We start from the raw sequence: 17539 nt of genomic DNA, 5'->3' as shown, positions 1-17539 counted from the left end.
GGGCACGGCCATGACGCTGGCCCGGCGCCTGGTGGCCGAGGGGCTCGGCAGCGCGCTGTTGCTGGCGACCGTGGTCGGCTCGGGCATCATGGCCGAGCGCCTGGCCGGCGGCAACGCGGCGATCGCGCTGCTGGCCAATACGGTGGCGACCGGCGCCGGACTGGCGGCCTTGATCCTGATGTTCGGCACCATCTCGGGCGCGCACTTCAATCCGGCGGTGACGCTGTCGGAAGCCTGGCAGAAGAATGTCCCGGCGCGCGAAGTGCTCCCCTATATCGCGGTGCAGGTGGCGGGCGCCTTCGCCGGCGTGGCCGCGGCGCACGGCATGTTCGACGAAGCGCTGTTCTCAGCATCCGGTCACGTCCGCACCGGCCCGTCGCAGTGGTGGAGCGAATTCGTGGCGACCTTCGGCCTGGTCGGCGTCATCATCGGCTGCTCGCGCAGCCGGCCCGCCATCACGCCCTTCGCGGTGGCCGCCTACATCACGGCGGCCTACTGGTTCACCGCCTCGACCTCGTTCGCCAACCCGGCCGTGACCCTGGCACGCAGCGCCAGCGATACCTTCGCCGGTATCCGGCCGGCGGACGCGCCGGGATTCATCCTGGCCCAGCTGGCCGGCGCCGCGGTGGCGACCCTGCTGTTCTGCTGGCTGTATCCGGCGCCGCCGGCGGCGGCCACCGTCGGCGGCACGGTCGCGCCGGGCGACTTCGCCGACACCGCCCACTTCACCAATCCACGCCAAGCGAGCGAATGATGCCTCTTCCCGATCTGCCCAACATCCAGGAGCAACTGCTCGACATCCCCGACCTGGCCAAGCTGGCGCCGGCGGGCGACTTGTCGCATCCGCCGCGCATCCTGCTGCTCTACGGCTCCTTGCGCGAGCGCTCGTTCAGCCGCTTCCTCACCTTCGAGGCCGCGCGCATCCTCGCCCACTTCGGCGCCGAAGTGAACATCTTCGACCCGACCGACCTGCCGATGGCCGGCAGCGTGCCCGAGACCCATCCGAAAGTCGTCGAGCTGCGCGCCCTGTCGCTGTGGTCCGAAGGACAGGTATGGTGCAGCCCCGAGCGCCACGGCGCCGTGACGGCGGTGATGAAGAACCAGATCGACTGGATCCCGCTCGAACAGGGCGCGCTGCGCCCGAGCCAGGGCCGCACGCTGGCCGTGATGCAGGTCTGCGGCGGCTCGCAATCGTTCAACGTGGTCAACACGCTGCGCCTGCTGGGGCGCTGGATGCGCATGTTCACGATTCCCAACCAGTCCTCGGTGCCGATGGCCTACAAGGAGTTCGACGAGGCAGGCCGCATGCGCCCGTCGGCCTATTACGACCGGCTGGTCGACGTGATGGAAGAGCTGGTCAAGTTCACGCTGCTCACGCGCGGGCGCACCGATTACCTCACCGACCGCTACAGCGAACGCAGCGAACGCGCGCAAAAGGCGATCGACCTCCAGTTGCAGAAAATCTGAGGGCAGGACGCAGCCGCAGGGGGGTGCGCCTCATTAATAAAGCGCTCACTTTCGTTGCCACATAACAACGATATCGCCGCCTTAGACTGTTTCCACAAGTAAATATATCGACTTTCGGGAAGCCGGCCGCTACAGTCCGAACGATAGCGTGCGCCTGCATGCGGACGGTATCGCGGCCCGGTCAGCCCTGCCGTGCGTGCGCCGCCGATGCCGCCGCGGCACGCCAGACCGAACGAAAGCGATCCATGTGTTTTCCCTTCACCGCCGCCCTGTCCCTCCCTGCCTGCGCGGGCGCCATGTTCATGTCCGTGGGCGCCGCCGCGGGCGCCGCGACGGCCGCGCCGGGCTGGAACTTGTCCGGCTTCGGCAGCGTCGGCGCGGTCTACAGCAACGAGCGCCAGGCCGATTTCGTGGCCTCGGTCCTCAAGGGCGACGGCGCCGGCCGCACGGCCCGCTGGAGCCGCCACGTCGATACCAAACTGGGCGGCCAGCTCGACTTGCTCTTCACGCCCGACTGGTCGGCTGTGGTGCAGGTGGTGACCGAGCAGCGCCTCGACGCCAGCTACCAGCCGCGCCTGGAATGGGCCAATGTCAAATACCAGGTGACCCCCGAGCTGGCCCTGCGCGCCGGACGCATCGCCCTGCCGATGTTCATCGCCGCCGATTACCGCAAGGTCGGTTACGCCTATCCCTGGGTGCGCACGCCGGTCGAGGTCTACGGCGTCATGCCGCTCGGCAACAGCGACGGCGTCGACCTGAGCTGGCGATGGAATGGCGAGGCGATGCGCAGCACCACGCAAGTGCTGTACGGCCGCACCGACATGCCGCTCGGCGGGGGCGCACGCCTGCGCGGGCGGCGCATCGCCGGGCTCTCGCACACCGTCGAGCAAGGCGCCTTCAGCGCGCGCGCCTCCGTCATCACGGCGCGCCTGTCGATGAGCCTGTTCCCCGGACTGTTCGACGCGCTCGACGGCTTCGGCCCCGCGGGACGCGACATCGCGCGCCGCCTGGAGATCGTCGACAGGCGCGCCACGACGGCGAGCATCGGCCTGAACTACGATCCGGGAGCCTGGTTCGCGATGGGCGAAGCCGGCTGCAGCAAGTTCGACGGCTACCTCGGCGGCAAGCGCTCGGCCTATGCCAGCGGCGGCTGGCGGCATGGCAACCTCACGCCCTATGCCGCCGTCGCCCGCGTCTGGGGCCGCCGTCCCGACGGGCCCACCGCGCTGCCGCTGGCCGGGCTGGCGCCGCCGCACGCGGCGGCCGGCGCCGCCGTCAACGCGACGCTGGCGGCGATCATGCGCGCCGTACCCTCGCAATCGACGCTCAGCGCCGGCCTGCGCTGGGACGCCGCGTCGAACCTCGCGCTCAAGCTCCAGCACGAGCGCGTCACCACCAGGAGCGGCTCGCGCGGCATGTTCATCAATTCGGTACCGGATTACCGCTCCGGCCGCACGGTGCGCGTGACCAGCGCCGTGGCCGACTTCGTGTTCTGAGGGAGCAAGATATGCATTTCCCAGGCACGCGGCTGTTGCCCGCCATTCTCCTTGCGTTGTCCGCCACGCTGGCCCAGGCCGGCGAGCTGGTGGTGGTCGTCTCGGCGCGCAGCCGGATCGAGGCGCTGCGCCCCGAACAGGTGGCCGCGATTTTCCTGGGCCAGTCGGCGCGCTTTCCGAACGGCGCCGTGGCGGGCGCGCTCGACCAGCCGATCGGCTCGCCCGAGCGCGACCAGTTCTACCGGCGCGTCACCGGCAAGACGCCGGCCCTGCTCAAGGCCCACTGGTCGAAGATGATCTTCACCGGTCGCGCCCAGCCCCCGCGCGAGCTGGCCGGCAGCGCCGCCGTGCGCAAGGCGGTCGCCGATGACCCGGCCCTGATCGGCTACATCGAGCGCGAGGCGCTCGACCCGAGCGTGCGCGCGGTGCTGCTGGTGCAATGAAAGGATGCGCATGAGCCCATTTCCTCCTTCTTCCGCCCTGCCGTCGCGCCGGGCGCGCATCAAGCGCTGGCTCGGGGGCGGCCTCGACACCCACATCTCGCTGCCGCTGTTCGCCGGCCTGCTCCTGATCGGCCTGTGGGTGCTGACCTTGCGCGTGATCGACGCCGACCGCATCGCGGCCGCCGGCGCCGTGCAGGCGGCCACGCTCGAACGCGTCGAAACCTACGAAGCGCAGATGGCGCGCAGCCTGAACGGCATCGACCAGAGCCTGAAGGTGCTCAAGTACGCGGTCGAACTGAAGGGAGCGGCCGGCGCCCTGCCCGCGCTGCGCGAACAGGGCCTGCTGCCCCCGGGCCTGGTGTTCGTGGTGGCGATCGCCGACCGCGAAGGCCGCATCGTCGCCAGCAATCCGGCCGAGGGCGCGCACGACATCTCCGGCACCGGCTACTTCCTGTACCACCGGAATAACAATCTCGGCCTGCCTTTCGTCGGCGCCACCGTCGGCGACCGCGTCAAGCCCGAACCGCACCTGCACTTCACGCGCCGCATCAACGATGCCGCGGGCGCCTTCGCCGGGGTGGTCATCGTCGAAGCCGACCCCTCCTACTTCACCAGCGCCTACGAACGCTCGCGCGACGGCGAGCAAGGCATGCTGGGCCTGGCCGGCCTCGACGGCCAGATGCGGGCGCTGCGCATCGGCGACAGCGTGAGCTGGGGCCAGCGCATCGGACTGGGCGCGGCCGGCGGCGCCGGCCTCACCCTGCACAAGGGACCGGACGGCGTGGCGCGCTACACGCGCGTGCAGCGCCTGCACGGTTTTCCGCTGGCGATCGTGGTCGGCCTGTCGCAGGAAGAGCAGTTCGCGCCCTTCAACGAACGACGCCGGACCTACCTGGCCGCGGCCGGCGTCGCCAGCGCCCTGCTGATGCTGGTGGTGACGGTCATTTCGGGCTGGACCTGGCAACTGGCCAAGGCGCGCCGCCGCGCGCGCCGCGCCAAGGAAACCTACGCCGCCGCCTTCGAGGGCAGCCTGGACGCCTTCTTCGTGCTGCGCACCGTGCGCGGCGCGGACGGCGGCGTACTCGACTTCCTGATCGAGGCGACCAATTCACGCGCCGAAGGCATCATGGGTCTGCCGCGCGCGCAGATGGAGGGCATGCTCCTGTGCGACATGCTGCCGCACTACCGCGTCAACGGCATCTTCGACGACCTGGCACTGGTGGCGCGCGACGGCGAGCCGCGCGAAGGCGAATGGCAGGGCAGCGCGCGCCAGGCCGCCGGGCGCTGGCTGCACCGCCAGGTAGTGGCGGTCGAGGACGGCGTGGTCGCGATCGTGCGCGACATCAGCGAGCGCAAGCAGGTCGAGGCACGCATCTTCCACCTGGCACACCACGACGAACTGACCGGCCTGCCCAACCGTAACCTGATGCACGACCGCATCGAGCAGGCCATCCTCAACGCCGCCCGCCACGGCAATGCCGTCGCGCTGGCCTTCGTCGACCTGGATGGTTTCAAGCTGGTCAACGACGGCCTGGGCCACAAGGCCGGCGACGAACTGCTCAAGGTGGTCGGCCAGCGCATGGGCGCCTGCCTGCGCCGCAACGACACGCTGGCGCGCTTCGGCGGCGACGAATTCGTGATCCTGCTGCCCGACCAGGGCCATGAGCCGCAGGCGCTGGCGCCGCTGCTGGAGAAGATCCGCCTGGCCGTGACCGAGCCGGTCGAGGTCGCCGGCCAGGCCGTGCAGGTCAGCTGCAGCATGGGCGTGGTGATGTACCCGCGCGACGGCGAGGATGCCAGCGCCCTGCTCATGAACGCGGACGCGGCCATGTACCGCGCCAAGGACATGGGCAGCAACAACTTCCAGTTCTACGCGCGCGAAATGAATGCCCGCGTCGAGGAAAAGCTGGTGCTGCTCGACGGCTTGCGCCAGGCGGTGCAGGCGACGCTCGACGGCGCTTCGGACAACGGCTTCCGCCTGCTCTACCAGCCGAAGGTCGACCTGCGCACCGGACGCCTGTTCGGCGTCGAGGCCCTGATCCGCTGGCAGCATCCGGAACACGGCATGGTGCCGCCCCAGCGTTTCATCGGCCTGGCCGAAGAGAGCGGCCTGATCGTCGAGATCGGCGAGTGGGTGGTGCGCGAAGCCTGCCGCCAGGCGCGCGCCTGGGTCGACGCCGGCCTGCCGCCGGTGACGATGTCGGTCAACGTCTCGGCGCGCCAGTTCGAGGAAGCGCGCCTGGTCGAGCGCATCGCAACGGCCCTGCGCGACACGCGCCTGGCGCCCGAGCTGCTGGAACTGGAAGTGACGGAAAGCCTGATCATGCGCGACATGCAGAAATCGGTCGCCAGGATGCGCGAACTGGAAGCGATGGGCGTATCGCTCTCGATCGACGACTTCGGCACCGGTTATTCGAGTCTGTCGTCGCTCAAGACCTTCCCGATCAGCCGCCTCAAGATCGACAAGAGCTTCGTGAGCGAACTGGCGGACAATCCGGACGACCAGGCCATCGCGATGGCCGTCATTTCGCTTGGCCACAAGCTGAACCTGCGTGTCATCGCCGAGGGCGTCGAAACCGAGCAGCAGCGGGCCTTCCTGCGCGAGAACGAGTGCGACGAGATGCAGGGGTACTTGTTCAGCCGGCCGGTGGGGGCGGACGCGATCGTCGACATGCTCGAGGCGTATGCGCTCGAGCTGGAGCTGGCCACCGCGTAGGCGGGCACCGGGCGCCCGGGGAATCGGCCGTCGCGGCCGCCGGCCCCGACGACCCCTACGCCCCTTGCAGGCGGCGCACCAGCGCCCCGGCATCGGCATCGACCTGCAGCAGCGCCGCATGCCCCTCGCGCACGAAGCCCTCTTCCACCTGGTGCCCGACGAAGCCCATCAAGCCGTCGTAGAAGCCGCCGACATTGAGCAGGCCGATCGGCTTGGCATGTATCCCCAACTGCGCCCAGGTCACCATCTCGAACAGTTCTTCCAGCGTGCCGAAGCCGCCGGGCATGGCGATGAAGCCTTCCGACAGCTCGGCCATCATGGCTTTGCGCTCGTGCATGTCCTTCACCACGAACAGCCGCGTCAGGCCGGCATGGCCGACCTCGCGCTCGACCAGGGCGCGCGGGATGACGCCGGTGGCGTCGCCGCCGAGGCGCAAGACCTCGTCCGCGATCACGCCCATCAGGCCGACCTTGCCGCCACCGTAGACGAGGGCGATGTTGTGTTCGACCAGCACGCGCGCCAGTTCGCGGGCGGCATCGGCATACAGGGGCCTGGCGCCGTTCGCGGCGCCGCAGTAGACGGCGATCGATTTCATGGCATTCCTGGATTCAGGCCGGGTCGCGGCCTTCGTCGGGTAGTTTCTTGAGATATTCCTCGGACAGCTTCTCGAACAGCAGGCTGGTATCGCCGCGCAGGTAGGGGCCCAGCATCGACAGCACCTGGTAGCAGCCGCGCGCGAGCGCATCGGCGATCGCCTGCTGCTCGCTGTATTTGCGCGGGTTGCGCACGTATTCGTAGGACAGCCAGTAGGTGGCCACGACCACCATGTTGGTGGCCATGGCGCCGATCTGCTGGTCGCTCGCTTCGAGCGAATTTTCGCTCCGCAGGTCTTCGCACAGCTGGCGCGCGACCTTGATCTTGTGGGCGAGGATGGCCTTGAAATGCAGTTCGAGCTTGCGGTTGCGCGACAGCAGGTCGTTCAGGTCGCGGTAGAAGAAGCGGTAGCGCCAGATCAGCTCGAACATCAGGTGCAGGTAGAGCCAGACGTCTTCCATGTTCGAGCGCCGTCCCGCCGGCACCGTCAGGATGCGCTCGATCTCCGCCTCGAACTGCACGAAGATCGAATTGACGATGTCGTCCTTGTTGCGGAAATGGTAGTACAGGTTGCCGGGCGAGATATTCATCTCTTCGGCAATGACGGTCGTCGTGATGTTCGGCTCGCCGAACTCGTTGAACAGCCTGAGCGAGAGCTCGAGGATGCGTTCACGGGTGCGGCGTGGAGCTTTTTGTAGCATGGATGGCGGCCTGAATGGTGTCACGCGCAAGCATAGCATTGAACCGCCCGTCCACGGCAGTGGGCCGGCGCGTGAATAGGCCGGCGCGTCACTCGGCGGCGCCGCCCTTGGCGGCCGCGCGCTTGCCGGCCGCTCCCTTGGCGCCGGTCCCCTTGGCGGCGCTCTTGCGCGCGCCGGCCGGGGCGCAAGGCGCCTCCTGCGTTGCCTGCCGGTGCCGCTGTTCGCCCGCCAGCTCGGCCAGCATGCGTTCGAGTTCGTCGATGCGGTGGTTCAGCGCTTCCATCTCGCTGCGCGCCGGCACGCCGATGGTGGCCAGCGCACGCGCCACCCGCTCCTCGAACACCTGCTCGAGTTTGCCCCAGGTGCCGGAGGCGCGGCGGCTCGAGCGCTCGGCCTTGCGCGCCACCGTGTCGGTCGCATCCTCGACCTGACGCGCGCGCTTTTGCAGCTCGCTGCCGTCGCGCACCAGGCGCGTGAATTCGCGTCCGCCCGCCTGCTGGGCCTTGGCGAAAGCGCCCAGGCCCGCCTGCCAGATCTGCTGGGCGGAGCTGCGCACCGCGCGTGCCAGCTCTTCTTCTTCCTGCTCGAGTTCCTTGATATTCCTTGTCATCGCTTCCTCATGCGTTTCCAGCATTGTAGGTCGGCGCGGCGAAACCCGCACCGTGTGCGGCACGCGTGCGCTGCACGGCGACGGCCTCGCGCAGCAGCGCCAGCAGGCGCTCGCCTTGCCAGGGCTTTGGATGGAAGGCGTCGGCGTCGCCGCTGGCCAGGGCCGCGACGATCGCCGGATCGTCCAGCGCGCCCGACAGCAGGATGCGGAAGCTGGCCGGCGCCAGGCGCCGCGCCCGCGCCAGCAGTTCGGTGCCGCGCATGCCCGGCATCAGGTGGTCGCTGACGATGACGGCAAGCTCCTCGCGCGCCAGCACCTCGAGCGCCGCGGCCCCCGAAGCGGCGCTCAGCACGCGCCAGCCCTGCCCTTGCACGGCGTCGGCCAGCTGCGCGCGCAGGCAGGCGTCTTCGCCGACCAGCAGCAGGGCCGGTGCGTCGCGCGCCCCGCGGGCGGGCGCCGGCAAGGCGCCCAGTTCCTCCATCACGGTATCGAGCACGCCGCCGTTGCAGCCCAGCGCCACGTGTCCCACGCCGCCCAGCGCGATATTGCGCGCGCCTTCCAGTACGCTCGACGTTTGCGGCGAAACGATGTTGTCGTGGTGGCTGAAGATGGAGGTGATCAGGGCGCGCCGCGCCGCGTCCTCGCTGTTTCCCAGCTCGCACAGCCAGTCGCAGGGCGCGCCTCCCGAGCGCCGCATCTGGGCCGCGTTGGCGCCCAGGCCGAAGCTGGCCAGGCCCGTGCCGTGGTGCGGCGTGCCGAGCGTGATCAGGCGCGCCACGCGGGCGCTGCCGTGCGCCCGCATCCAGGCGCGCGCCACCAGGCCGCCCATGCTGTGGGCGACGATGGCCACCTGCGGCGCGCCGGTGGCGGCGCACAGCTCTTCCACCGCGCGCTGCATGAGCGGCACGTAGTCGTCGATCGCGCCGTCCACCGGCTCCAGGTCGATGCTCGCATGGCTGATGAAATTGCGCTCCAGGCGCGGGACCAGGTAGCTCCAGTAGCCGCTGTTGCAGCCGTAGCCGTGCACCAGCAGCACCGGCACGGCCTTCGATTCGGGATGGATGCTGCGCCCGGCCGCGCCGCGCGCCATGAACCAGGAACTGTGCAGCATGCTCGACCTGAATTCCTCGCCAAGCAGGCGCAGGCGTGCGCGCGGGCCGAGGCGGTATTCGGGCGGCGTCGGGCTGGCGTAGCAGGCGCTGAGGACGAAATTGTTCATGTTGATCGCCAGCCGTACCAGCAGCACGCAGGCCAGGCCCAGCGCCAGCGCCGTCCAGGGCGCCGCGCCGAGCCAGCGCCAGGCGGCCCCGGCGATGCCGGCCGCGCCGGCGGCCTGCAGCACCAGCAGCAGGCGCAGCATGCGGCGCGCGCTCAGGCTCATGGCGCCGGCCTCGGCGCGGCCTTGCCGCCCAGGCTGGCCGCGAGGCCGCTCGCCAGGCGCGCCGTGATGCCGTAGATCGACAACTGCGGATTGGCGCCGATCGAGGTCGGGAACAGCGAACCGTCGTGCACCGACAGGTTGGCGAGGTGGCGGTAGCGGCCATCGGGCGCCACCACCCCGCGCCGCTCGTCGCCCGCCATCGTGCAGCCGCCCATCACATGGGCCGAGACCACGCGCGTCATGTGCAGCGCCTGCGGCAGGTCGGCGATGGCGCGCCTGGCCTGGTTCCATGAGGTATAGGGGCGCGCCGTCTCGTGCGCCGGCTGCACGGCGCTGGCGCCGGCGGCGAACTGGATCTCGGCCATGCTCAAGAGCGCGCGGCGCGCGCCGTCCCAGAGGAAATCGTCGAGCCGGTAGTCGAGCACCCCGGCCCCGTCCCTCAGTTGCACGGCGCCGCCTGCCGACGCTTCATGGAAGCCGTCGCGCAGCAGCGCCAGCATGCCCTGGATATGCGGGAACCGGCGCATGATCCCGGCGTGTTCCCGACCGAAGCCGTTGAGGGTCGTCGAGAGCAGCACCGGATGCAGCGGCGGCGCTTCGAGCTTGTAGCCGATCGCACCGTCGATCGGCCCGGTCTTGAGGAAATGGTCGGAATAAACGGTCTGCGGCGCGCCGGCCCAGGCCTCGACACGCTGCGGGAAGATGGCGGCCGAGATCAGGGTCGGGTGCAGAAAGGTGCGCTTGCCGAGCAGCCCGTGCGGGTCCGGCGCGCCCGAGCGCAGCAGCAGCGCCGGCGAATTGATCGCGCCGCCGGCGACCACGAAATGTCTGGCGCGCAGGCGCAGCAGGCGCCCGGTCGGGGCTACCCCGTCGGCGCCCAGCGCCGTGCAGAGCAGCCCGTCGGCACGCTCGCCGCGCAGCAGGAAGCGCTCGGCGCGGGCGCGCGTGACGAGCGTGGCGCCATGGTCGAGCGCGGACGGGATGGTGGTGACCAGCATCGACTGCTTGGCATTGGTCGGGCAGCCCATGCCGCAGTAGCCCAGGTTCCAGCAGCCCTTGACGTTGCGCCGGATGAAGCCAGACTCGATGCCGAGCTTGTCGAGCCCGCGCTTCAGGAGGGCGTTGTTGTCATTCGGCGGCGCCTGCCAGTCGTCGACGTGCAGGCGCGCTTCCATCAGCGCGAACCAGGGCGCCAGGTCCGGCTCGTCGTAACCGGCCAGGCCGAAGCGCTCGCCCCAGTAGGCCAGCGTCGGCGCGGGCGTGCGAAAGCTCGAGGTCCAGTTGACGGTGGTGGAGCCGCCGACGGTGCGGCCCTGCAGGATCTTGATGCCCTTGTCGAGCGTCTGGCGCGCGGCCGCTTCCTGGTACAGCTCGGGATAGGCGTCGGCCTCGCGCATCCTGAAGTCGGCGGAGGAACGCAGCGCGCCCTCTTCCACGATCAGCACCGACAGGCCCGCCAGCGCCAGGATCTCTGCCGTCACGCCGCCGCCGGCGCCGCTGCCGACGATGACGACGTCCGCTTCCAGGGTACGATCCGTGTCGAGCGCGGCGGCGTCGACGATCTTCCAGCCGCGCGCGCGGCCCAGCCGGACCGGGTCGGGGATGGCCTGGCTGGACGCGAGGGGAATCGTCTTGTCGCGCATGTCAGGACAGTTCCTTCAGCGGCCCGGGGTAGCCGATCGCCATCCAGCTGGCCGGCTGCGCATACCAGGCGCCGAACGACAGGTCGTGCAGCGCGCCGTAGGCCGTGCGCAGCAGGGCCAGGCGGTGCAGGCGCCAGCCTTGCAGGAAGGCCGTCACCTCGGCCTCGGATGCCTGCGCCCAGCCGCCCGGAATGCCGGTCAGCAGGCGCCGCACCGGCGCCAGCGCGAGCAGGCCGAACAGGTCCTGGACCTCTTTTTGCGCCGCCAGCGGCAGGCGCGAGATGGCCGCGCGGACGCCCTCGACGGTGCCGGCGAGCGCATGTTCGCGCTCGCCGGGATTGCCCGGCAGCGCCCCCGCCAGCATGGCCGGAACGATGGCGCCGAGCGCGGCGCGCGCTTCGCCGTCGAGCACGAAGCGGTGCCGCGCCGGCGCATGCATGGCGCGGTACAGACCGCCGCCCGCGGCCAGCACCAGCGCGCCCAGCACGCCGGTCTTCAGAAAGGATCTGCGGTTCATCTCCATCGGGACTGTGCTCTCTCGCGCGGCTCTGGTGATTACCGTGCCAGTGTACGCCAGGCGGCCGGCATCGAAACGGGATTGCTCCGGAGATCGGCGCCGGGACTGCAGATGCAAATAAGCTTTGCATGAATGACCAAAAATGCAAATTTTGTTTGCATCTCGCGACGCATTCCCGAACTGTGCCCGCGCCAAGCCTTCTCAAGGAAGCGCCGGGCTTGTACCATGGAGGCCTTCAGCTCGACTTTGAAAGCTTTCCATGACCCGTACGCTTCTCTCCCGCGCCACCCTCCTGGCCGCCTTCGCCGCCTGCGCCCTGCCCGTCCAGGCCGCCAGCACCGCCGCTTCCTCCGCTTCCAGCGCGGGTTCGGCCTCGTCGGGCAGCGTCTCCGATTCGATCGGCGGCTCGAGCAACAGTTCGGGCGGCGACGAGCGCATGGCCGCCGGCCAGTACCGCGTGATCGATGTCGCCGCCGCGCCGGCCAAGCCGGGCACCACGCGCATGACCCTGCGCGCCGTCGCCGGCGCCGCCGAGTTCACCCTCGACGTGCCGCAGCGCGCCCTGGCCAGACGCGCGGTGAAGACGGGCGAGCTGGTCCAGGTCAATCTGCGCGAATACGGCTACGAATTCGCGCACGCCGACAGCAGGCAAGCCTTCTTCCTCGCCCTGGAAGACCACTGGTACCGCGAACTGGGCTCGCAAAAAGTCGCGATCTGATGGCGCGCAGGCTGCGCGCCGGCGGCGCAGTGCTGGCCTTGGGCCTGGGCGGCAGCGCCTGGGCCGGCCTGCCAACCTTCTGCGAACGCGCCAGCGAGATCACCGCGGCCGACCAGGACCGCGTACTGCGCTTTGCCGGCGTCGTGCGGCGCGAGCTCGAAGCCTCGCGCAGCCGGGTGGCCCTGGTCGCGCGCGCCGGCACCGACCTGAGCCGTTTCGGCCTGCTGTACTCGCATGCCGGCATCGCCCTGAAGCACAATCCGGCCAGCCCCTGGGCCGTGCGCCAGCTGTACTACGCCTGCGACGAGGCGCGGCCGCGCCTGTTCGACCAGGGCGTGGCCGGCTTCGCGCTCGGGGCCGACACGCCGGCCCGCGGCCACATGTCGCTGGTCTTCCTGCCCGACGACGACGGCGTGCTGGAAAAGACCGCGCTCGACAAACCGCTCGGCCTGTCTTTGCTCGCCGGCAAATACAGCGCCAATGCCTATGCCTTCGGCACGCGCTACCAGAACTGCAACCAGTGGGTGGCCGAGCTGCTCGCCAGTGCCTGGGGCCGGGCGCAGGCCCCAGCGCCCGGGGCCGAACGCGCGCAGGCCCAGGCCTGGCTGCGCGCGCAGGGCTACGCGGCAGGACCGGTCAAGGTGCCTTCGCACGCGATGATGTTCGCCGGCCAGTTCGTGCCGCTGCTGCACATGAACGACCATCCGATCGAGGACATCCATGCGCTGGCATTGCAGGTGAGCGTGCCGGAGTCGATCGAGGCGTTCGTGCAGCGGCGCCTGCCGGCCGCGCGGCGCGTGGAGCTGTGCCACGACAAGGAGCGCATCGTCGTGCGGCGCGGGTGGGAGCCGATCGGGGCAGGCTGCGAGGCCAAGCCGGGGGACGAGGTCATCGCGCTGGGGTCGTGAGCGATGCGCGGGCGCTTCGCCGGGCAGTGGCGCCCGTTCAGCGCCCGTAGCATGCCGAACCGCCGGCGTCCCGTGCGCCGGCCGGCGCGTCGGCCGTCGCTCCGGCCGCGCGCAGCCGGTACCAGAGCAGGCCGATCAGTTCGTGGATGGCGTAGCGCGAGCGGCGCAAGCCTTCGGCGCTGGGCACCCAGGCGCCGGGTCCCTGCGCCTGGGTGCTGAAGAACATGGTGGGCGCGCCGACGACATCGAGCCCGGCGCGGACGAAGGCGGCGCAGGCGCGCGGCATGTGCATCGCGTCGGTGACGAGCAGGATGCGCCCGATGCCGTCGGCGCGCAGCAGCGCGGCGCTGTAGGCGGCGTTGTCCGCGGTGTCGCGCGCGCGCGGCTCGATCCACTTGACCGGCACCCCGAAATCCTCGCGCAAGGCGGTCGCCACGGCGTCGGCCTTCACATAGCCGCGCCGGCCGGGAAGCGGGTCGCCGCTGGCGCCGTTGCCGCCGGTTACCAGCAACGGCAAGCCGGTGCGCCGCTGCAGGTGGGCGGCGTAGCGCACGCGCGCCAGGGCGACGTAGTCGGGAATGTCGCGGTCGCCGTATTCGGGCGCGTTCTGCAGGCGCCCCGAGGTGAGCACGACAATGGCCTGCGCCGCGGCGCGCTCGGGCGCCCGCAGTGGCGTGCTCAGCCGTTCCAGGGGCGCCACCAGCAGGCGCGCGCCCCCGGTCGTCGAGAGCAAGGCCAGCGCGGCCAGGGCGGTACCGGCGACGCTGCTCCCGAAGCGCGGCCAGCGCAGCCGAAGCGCCAGGCCGAGGGCGATCGCAAGGAACAGGCCGGCGGGCGGAAGGATCAGGTCGCGCGGGATGGCATTGAGCAGGTCGAGCACGGGCTGCGAGCGCATCTGCCTAGCGCTTGAGGATCTGGCGCGCGATGCCGCGCAGGATGTTGACCTCCTCGGTCTCCAGCCGGGTGCGCGCGAACAGGCGCTTCAGGCGCGGCATCAGCTTCTTCGGATTGTCTGCATTCAAGAACCCGATCGACACCAGCGCCTCTTCCAGATGCGCGTACATGCCCTCGATCTGGGCGAGGCTGGCCGCGTCGCCCTGGAAGCCGACCGGCGTCGCGGGCAGGCCGTCGCCGCTCGCCGCCATCCGGCATTCGTAGGCCATCACCTGGGCCGCCTGCGACAGATTCAACGAGGAGTAAGCGGGATTGGCGGGAATATTGATCAGCACATTGCATTTCTCGACGATGTCGTTCGGCAGTCCGGCCCGTTCGTTGCCGAGGATGAGCGCCGCCCTCACGTCGTCCTGCCCGGCCGCATGGCCGGCGAAGGCGCGCGGGGTCCACACCGGCGGAGAGAATTCGCGCAGGCGCGCCGAGACGGCCGCGGCGAAATTGCAGCCTTCCAGGGCTTCGCCGAGGCTGGCGACGATGCGCGCGCCCTGCAGCACGTCGAGCGCGCCGCTGGCGAAGGCGACCGCTTCGGGATCGTTCAAGGGGTCGGCGCAGCGCGGCGCGACGAGCACGAGTTCGCCGAAACCCATGGTCTTCATGGCACGGGCGACCGAGCCGATATTGCCGGCGCGGCTGGTTTCGACGAGCACGAAGCGCAGGCGATGAAAAAGAGACGTGTCGGAATTGAGCGGGTTCATTTAAAATAGCGCTATCGCGCGGCGACGAGCAATTCAATTTCTGGCATCAAGGGCCGGAATTTTAACGGGTTCGGCGCCGCTTTGCTCTTTAATTCAACTCGAATTCGTCAACTCGTACCCGACGGTCCGCGGCGCTCCATGCGCGGCGGGCGTCAGCGTTTTTTCAGGGAAAAGATCACATGCATCCAATGCTCAATACGGCCATCAAGGCCGCACGCCGCGCCGCCACCGTCATCAACCGCGCTTCGTTCGACCTCGACCGCATCGTGGTTTCTGAAAAACAACACAACGATTTCGTGACCGATGTCGACCAGGCGTCGGAGCAAGCGATCGTCGAGACGCTGTTGAAGGCCTACCCTGACCACGCCATCCTCGGCGAAGAATCGGGTGCGTCGCGCAACCTGAACGACGACAGCGAATTCGTCTGGATTATCGACCCCCTCGACGGCACCACCAATTTCCTGCACGGCTACCCGAACTACTGCATCTCGATCGCCTTGCAGCACAAGGGCGTGATCTCCCAGGCCGTGGTCTACGACCCGGTGCGCAACGACCTGTTCACCGCCACCAAGGGCGCCGGCGCCTACCTGAACGACAAGCGCATCCGCGTCAAGAACCACGACCGCATCGGCAAGGCCCTGCTGGCGTCGGGCCACGGCGCCGACCCGCGCGCGCTGGCCGAATACCTGCGCATGTATGAAGTCGTCGCTTCGCGCTGCCACGGCGTGCGCAGCAGCGGTTCGGCCGCGCTCGAGCTGGCCAACGTGGCTGCCGGCCGCGTCGACGGCTATTTCGAAAAAGGCTTGAAGATCTGGGATATTGCCGCCGGTTCGCTGCTGGTGACGGAAGCGGGCGGCATCGTCGGCGAGTTCAATGGCGAGTCCTCGTACCTGAACAAGGGCGACATCATCGCCGCCGGGCCGAAGGTTTTTGCACAAATGATCCCGCTGATGGTTCCTTTTGCCTAACTGGGGTAAAATAGCGCTCTACCTTGCCGCCGTGACGCAGTGCACACGGCGGACTTCCTTGCCTTCCAGTATTTCCACTGCGCAACAAAATCACTATAATGCTCCGGCTTGACGGATGACCATGGTTTAACCTGGCCCGCTGCCCTGCACCCGTTCCGATCCTGGCGCCGCTTGCGCCGGCGGCGGAATCAACCTTACCAGAAGAAATCAATGACATTTGCTACCCTCGGCTTGTCCGATGCTATCGTTCGTGCCGTCACCGAACAAGGCTATACCGTCCCGACCCCGATCCAGGCACAGGCGATTCCCGCCGTGCTCGGCGGCGGCGACCTGCTCGCCGGCGCCCAGACCGGCACCGGCAAGACCGCCGGTTTCACCCTGCCCCTGCTGCAGCGCCTGTCGACGGATGCCGTCGGCGCCGCCTTGACCAGCAAGAACTCGCCGCGCCGCATCCGCGCCCTGGTGCTGACCCCGACCCGCGAACTGGCGGCCCAGGTCGAGGAAAGCGTGCGCCTCTATGGCAAGTACACCAACATGAACTCGGCCGTGATCTTCGGCGGCGTCGGCATCAACCCGCAGATCAAGCTGCTCAAGCAAGGCGTCGACGTCCTCGTCGCCACGCCGGGCCGCCTGCTCGACCACGTCGGCCAGCGTACCGTCGACTTGTCGAACGTCGAAATCCTGATCCTGGACGAAGCCGACCGCATGCTCGACATGGGCTTCATTCACGACATCAAGAAAGTGCTTGCCGTGCTACCGCCGAAGCGCCAGAACCTGCTGTTCTCGGCCACCTTCTCGGACGAGATCAAGGCCCTGGCCGACAAGCTGCTGAACAACCCGGCCTCGATCGAAGTGGCGCGCCGCAACTCGACCGTGGAAGTGATCTCGCAAAAGATCCACCCGGTCGACCGCGACAAGAAGCACCCGATGCTGTCGCACCTGATCAAGGAAAACGATTGGAACCAGGTGCTGGTCTTTACCCGCACCAAGCACGGCGCCAACAAGCTGGTCGAACAGTTGGGCAAGGACGGCATCGGCGCAATGGCGATCCATGGCAACAAGAGCCAGACCGCGCGCACCAAGGCGCTGTCCGAGTTCAAGGACGGCAGCCTGCAGGTGCTGGTGGCGACCGACATCGCCGCGCGCGGTATCGACATCGACCAGTTGCCGCACGTGGTCAACTACGACCTGCCGAACGTGCCGGAAGACTACGTGCACCGGATCGGCCGTACCGGCCGCGCCGGCGCCACCGGCGAAGCGGTGTCCCTGGTCTGCGTCGACGAGCATGACATGCTGAAAGATATCGAGAAGCTGATCAAGCAGACGCTGCCGCGTCACGTGATCCCGGGCTTCGAGCCGGACCCGACCGCACGCGCCCAGCCGATCCAGCTGCGCAGCGGCGCGCCCGGTCATGGCGGGCGCGGCGGCCGTCCCGGCGGCGGTGGCGGCCGCGGCCAGGGCCAGCCACGCGGTGCCGCCCCTGGCGGCGGCGGTGCGCGTCCGGCCGGTAACGGCGGTGGCCGTCCGGCTGCGGCCGGCGGCGGCAACCGCGGCGGCAATGCCGGCGGCGCCCCGCGTTCGGCGTCGGCGCCGCGCACGGGTGGCCGCGGGCGTTAATGCCGGGTCGCGTGTAGCATCGAGACAGCCCGGTATATCCGGGCTGTTTTTTTGGCGCTGTCACCGTTACGTGTGGACGAGTCCCATTGCCGCTCGCAGGAAGCGCTCCGG

General features: G+C 69.3%; 17 protein-coding genes. 9 read left to right on the top strand and 8 right to left on the bottom strand.

Translation table 11 applies throughout. From position 1 onward, the window contains the following. Window positions 1-10 precede the first annotated feature (10 nt). The 5 genes from ACFPOU_RS08600 (at window position 11) to ACFPOU_RS08580 (ending at window position 6122) form a co-directional block, all read left to right on the top strand. A complete protein-coding gene (locus tag ACFPOU_RS08600) occupies window positions 11-754 on the top strand; it encodes an aquaporin (RefSeq protein WP_379719498.1) in 744 nt (247 codons plus the stop codon). Further along, window positions 751-1467 (top strand): arsenical resistance protein ArsH, encoded by a 717-nt coding sequence (arsH, locus tag ACFPOU_RS08595; protein WP_379719496.1) that lies wholly within the window; start codon window positions 751-753, stop codon window positions 1465-1467. The genes ACFPOU_RS08600 and arsH overlap by 4 nt, the downstream gene beginning before the upstream one ends. A 245-nt stretch (window positions 1468-1712) precedes the next feature. Beyond that, the gene (locus tag ACFPOU_RS08590; protein ID WP_379719494.1) at window positions 1713-2963 is read left to right on the top strand and encodes a hypothetical protein; all 1251 of its coding nucleotides are present in this window, start codon (window positions 1713-1715) and stop codon (window positions 2961-2963) included. An 11-nt stretch (window positions 2964-2974) separates the two neighbouring features. Continuing rightward, a complete protein-coding gene (locus ACFPOU_RS08585; RefSeq protein WP_379719492.1) occupies window positions 2975-3406 on the top strand; it encodes a phosphate ABC transporter substrate-binding protein in 432 nt (143 codons plus the stop codon). Between the two features lie 10 nt (window positions 3407-3416). After that, window positions 3417-6122: a bifunctional diguanylate cyclase/phosphodiesterase gene (locus tag ACFPOU_RS08580; RefSeq protein ID WP_379719490.1), complete on the top strand. Its 2706-nt coding sequence runs from the start codon at window positions 3417-3419 to the stop codon at window positions 6120-6122. Between the two features lie 55 nt (window positions 6123-6177). Here ACFPOU_RS08580 and ACFPOU_RS08575 read toward each other — a convergent pair whose 3' ends face one another. The 6 genes from ACFPOU_RS08575 to ACFPOU_RS08550 form a co-directional block, all read right to left on the bottom strand. Further along, complete coding sequence (locus tag ACFPOU_RS08575; RefSeq protein WP_379719488.1) at window positions 6178-6717, bottom strand: LOG family protein; 540 nt, start codon at window positions 6715-6717, stop codon at window positions 6178-6180. A gap of 13 nt (window positions 6718-6730) precedes the next feature. After that, the gene (locus tag ACFPOU_RS08570) at window positions 6731-7417 is read right to left on the bottom strand and encodes a TetR/AcrR family transcriptional regulator (RefSeq protein WP_379719486.1); all 687 of its coding nucleotides are present in this window, start codon (window positions 7415-7417) and stop codon (window positions 6731-6733) included. 88 nt (window positions 7418-7505) lie between these two features. Further along, on the bottom strand, window positions 7506-8027 hold the full coding sequence (locus ACFPOU_RS08565) for a phasin family protein (protein ID WP_379719484.1): 522 nt from the start codon (window positions 8025-8027) through the stop codon (window positions 7506-7508). 7 nt (window positions 8028-8034) lie between these two features. Further along, window positions 8035-9408, bottom strand: coding sequence for an alpha/beta fold hydrolase (locus ACFPOU_RS08560; RefSeq protein WP_379719482.1), 1374 nt, complete (start codon window positions 9406-9408; stop codon window positions 8035-8037). Next, window positions 9405-11051 (bottom strand): GMC family oxidoreductase, encoded by a 1647-nt coding sequence (locus ACFPOU_RS08555; protein WP_379719480.1) that lies wholly within the window; start codon window positions 11049-11051, stop codon window positions 9405-9407. Before ACFPOU_RS08555 ends, ACFPOU_RS08560 begins: the two co-directional genes overlap by 4 nt. Window position 11052: 1 nt before the next feature. Beyond that, window positions 11053-11568, bottom strand: coding sequence for a hypothetical protein (locus ACFPOU_RS08550; protein ID WP_379719478.1), 516 nt, complete (start codon window positions 11566-11568; stop codon window positions 11053-11055). 259 nt (window positions 11569-11827) lie between these two features. On the opposite strand from ACFPOU_RS08550, the gene ACFPOU_RS08545 reads away from it, so the two are divergent. Further along, a complete protein-coding gene (locus ACFPOU_RS08545; RefSeq protein WP_379719476.1) occupies window positions 11828-12286 on the top strand; it encodes a hypothetical protein in 459 nt (152 codons plus the stop codon). Continuing rightward, entirely contained in the window at window positions 12286-13194 is a 909-nt protein-coding gene (locus tag ACFPOU_RS08540) for a DUF2145 domain-containing protein (RefSeq protein ID WP_379719474.1), read from the top strand. Before ACFPOU_RS08545 ends, ACFPOU_RS08540 begins: the two co-directional genes overlap by 1 nt. A gap of 37 nt (window positions 13195-13231) precedes the next feature. Here the strand turns inward: ACFPOU_RS08540 and ACFPOU_RS08535 are convergent, their stop codons facing one another. Both ACFPOU_RS08535 and ACFPOU_RS08530 read right to left on the bottom strand, forming a co-directional pair. Beyond that, a complete protein-coding gene (locus tag ACFPOU_RS08535; protein ID WP_379719472.1) occupies window positions 13232-14089 on the bottom strand; it encodes a YdcF family protein in 858 nt (285 codons plus the stop codon). A gap of 4 nt (window positions 14090-14093) precedes the next feature. Next, a complete protein-coding gene (locus ACFPOU_RS08530; RefSeq protein ID WP_379719470.1) occupies window positions 14094-14843 on the bottom strand; it encodes an RNA methyltransferase in 750 nt (249 codons plus the stop codon). Window positions 14844-15031: 188 nt separating this feature from the next. Between ACFPOU_RS08530 and ACFPOU_RS08525 the strand changes: the two genes are divergently transcribed. Both ACFPOU_RS08525 and ACFPOU_RS08520 read left to right on the top strand, forming a co-directional pair. After that, window positions 15032-15811 carry an inositol monophosphatase family protein gene (locus ACFPOU_RS08525; RefSeq protein WP_379719746.1) on the top strand — a complete coding sequence of 260 codons (780 nt, stop codon included), beginning with the start codon at window positions 15032-15034 and terminating at the stop codon, window positions 15809-15811. Window positions 15812-16021: 210 nt separating this feature from the next. Continuing rightward, on the top strand, window positions 16022-17428 hold the full coding sequence (locus ACFPOU_RS08520; RefSeq protein WP_379719468.1) for a DEAD/DEAH box helicase: 1407 nt from the start codon (window positions 16022-16024) through the stop codon (window positions 17426-17428). The last annotated feature ends 111 nt before the right edge of the window (window positions 17429-17539 follow it).

The sequence above is a fragment of the Massilia jejuensis genome (genome assembly GCF_042656795.1).
GTDB classification, from domain to species: Bacteria; Pseudomonadota; Gammaproteobacteria; order Burkholderiales; family Burkholderiaceae_D; genus Telluria; species Telluria jejuensis.
This window is presented reverse-complemented; position numbering and strand designations above follow the sequence as displayed.